This is a genomic window from Salinivibrio sp. MA427 (assembly GCF_001996115.1).
GTDB classification, from domain to species: domain Bacteria; phylum Pseudomonadota; class Gammaproteobacteria; order Enterobacterales; family Vibrionaceae; genus Salinivibrio; species Salinivibrio costicola.
In genome coordinates, this window is the sequence record NZ_MUFH01000330.1 from 1 (window position 1) to 2,447 (window position 2,447).

3 protein-coding genes and 1 pseudogene are annotated in these 2,447 nt (G+C 50.4%); 1 reads left to right on the forward strand and 3 read right to left on the reverse strand.

What is annotated here, in order from left to right; genetic code table 11:
* Positions 1-167, reverse strand: a 167-nt coding sequence (locus BZG79_RS14060; RefSeq protein ID WP_199877915.1) for a thiamine pyrophosphate-binding protein, incomplete at its 3' end; no start/stop codon positions are given.
* Between the two features lie 41 nt (positions 168-208).
* Positions 209-985, reverse strand: coding sequence for an acetolactate decarboxylase (gene budA / locus BZG79_RS14065; RefSeq protein ID WP_077486299.1), 777 nt, complete (start codon positions 983-985; stop codon positions 209-211).
* A gap of 180 nt (positions 986-1,165) precedes the next feature.
* On the opposite strand from budA, the gene BZG79_RS14070 reads away from it, so the two are divergent.
* Positions 1,166-2,059 carry a LysR family transcriptional regulator gene (locus tag BZG79_RS14070; protein ID WP_021023959.1) on the forward strand — a complete coding sequence of 298 codons (894 nt, stop codon included), beginning with the start codon at positions 1,166-1,168 and terminating at the stop codon, positions 2,057-2,059.
* Between the two features lie 28 nt (positions 2,060-2,087).
* On the opposite strand, the pseudogene BZG79_RS14075 reads toward BZG79_RS14070, so the two are convergent.
* Positions 2,088-2,447 (reverse strand): annotated as a pseudogene (locus BZG79_RS14075) (hypothetical protein); the annotation flags it as partial.

Below are 2,447 nucleotides of genomic sequence, written 5' to 3' on the forward strand. Positions count from 1 at the left end.
TTCGCCTCATGGCGGACCGGGATCATTTTGATATTGGTATCTTCAATCGCATCAAAGAGGCGATCAATTTTTGCGCCCGGTATACCAAAAATATACTCGACGCCTTGGCGTTCTAAGTGGGTTGCGACCAGTTGTGCGCCTGTGTCCCAATGCGTTGTTGTTGTCATGTTGGGCTCCTCGTGAGGTTAGCTCCCTATGGGAGGTGATATTATTTTTCTGCTTGTTCGATAGCGGCGTGAATATTGTCTGGTGTTAAGTTCGCGCCCAAAAATTCCGCATTGGTGGGGAGGTCAATCACCAACTTGGAGACGCGGCCGATTTGCAAGGTGCCGCATGCCAACTCGTAGTCTTGGACATGGCCGCCGCCTGCGCGAGTGTCAGTGATAAAGTGCTCGTGATAGCCTGCGACATTGATGCCCTGGGTATATTGCGGGCTACGGAAACCAGCAATTACGCCATTAACGTGATCAAAACGAAATTCTGGTTGGGCATCGATGGCCTCGAGCATGGGCTTGTATGGCGGTGTTTGTTTGGGCACGGTGCGCGTACGCACATGCTCGAAGGCACCATCAATTCGAACGGCACAGAACAGATTGTCACTTGGTACCAGTGTGTCGATTACGTCGTGTAGCTCTTGGCGCGACATGGGATGATCAAACTGTTGTGTAATGTCTGGTTTGAAAAAGGTCATAACGGCGAATGGTGTTTTTTGCTCAGGATCCGCGCGCCTTGCCGAACCATCGCCGCGTAGTTGAAAAATCGTCTGATCAAAGGCGATGAGTTCACCGTCCAATTGGTTAAAGGTCCCTAGGCCAAAGTCGCCATGCTCGAGCAGGTCGGCCATGGTGGTCTCGCCCTCATACACGCCATCAATTAAGGCACTCATCAATGAGGTTTGATAAATCTCACCTTCTCCTGTTTGTTGGTGATGCTTGAGATAGGCGGCGGCGACATGTTCTGCACAGTGGCAGGTTTGGGTGCTCATAAAGCGTCCTTATAAACCGAAGTCAGTTAGGTTAAAACCGAGTCTTGATGATGCGAGGTTGAAGAAGGAGACACCAATACAAATAACGTTGGTTTTGATATCTAAAAGATATGGCACATGGAAAACGTGGTAAGATATTGAATCCAAACAGTTGATAATGCGCAGCATTAAGGCATGACGATGGAGTTTAGGTATTTACGGTATTTCGTCACAGTGGCCGAGTGCCAGCACTTTACGCGCGCGGCTGAGAAACTGGGTATTGCTCAGCCGCCACTGAGCCAGCAAATTAAAAAGCTAGAACAAGAGATAGGTGTGCCCTTATTAGAGCGCCTACCGCGAGGTGTGTCGTTGACACCAGCAGGAGCGGTGCTTTATCAAGATGCGGTAAAAATTCTCAGTCAGTTAGATCAAGCCGTGCAGCGCACAAAGCAGGTTGCCCGCGGGGAACGTAATCAAATACGCCTCGGTTTTGCCAGCTCGACGGTCGTCAGCCAACAAGTGTTAGCGCTGGTGCGAGGGTTACAAGAACATCATCCCGATATCGATTTTCAGCCGGTCGAGCAGCCCATGCCATCATTAGTGGAGACACTTCGTCAACAAGAGGTGGATTTAGCTTTCTTACGTTTGCCTTGTTATGCCAGTGAACATGTGGCGCATACCGCCTTATTTGATGATCCCTTTAAACTGGTTGTCGCGGCTGACCATCCTCTCGCGACATGTCACAGCGTGACGTTGTCACAGCTCGGCAATGATCCGATCATTCTCTTCCCTCGTGATATCGGGCCTGGGCTCCATGACGCGTTATCTGATGCATTAAAAAGCGCAGGATTGACGCCATCTTCTGCATCGCTTGCGCCACAACTCCATTCCGCAACCGCAATGGTATCAGCGGGTTTTGGCGTGGCCTTGGTTCCCGCTTCGCTAACCACCCAGTTGAGTGACCACGTGTCTGTGCTGTCGCTGGCACAGATGCCTTTGAGTAGCCAAGTGGTGCTGGCTTGGCAACGCACGAATACTGCCCAAGTGGTGCGTCGCTGTATTGCAACGGCACGCGAATGGGCGAATGCTCAATAAGCCACCCAGATCGTCATCGTGTTCAACGCTAACGCGCGGCGTGTTGTAAAAACTCGAGTTGCATACGCTCTTGCTCGGACATTTGATAGGGTGTGTCCGACAATTGGTCAATGTCAAAGACGCCCAATGAATAGGTGTCTTTCGGACTGATACCAAATTGTGCTCGCTCGCCGGGGGAGCCTGACATGCGTTCAATCACGATATTTTTTAGCTGCCACTGCTTATCGAAGCCGAGTAACGTTTGCTTAAACGCTTTTAATTCAACAGTGTGATCGCCTTCCTGAAGCCGTTTTTTGGTGGTGAGAAACGCAACGGGTTCGTCGTTTTGGGTGAACAGATTGGCGCGAAAACGATAGATTCCGCCCTTATCGACATTAAGTTGTAAAGG

Coding starts and splice junctions, on each gene's coding strand:
- budA (WP_077486299.1), bottom strand. CDS start 985: ATGAGCACCCAAACCTGCCACTGTGCAGAACATGTCGCCGCCGCCTAT.
- BZG79_RS14070 (WP_021023959.1), top strand. CDS start 1,166: ATGGAGTTTAGGTATTTACGGTATTTCGTCACAGTGGCCGAGTGCCAG.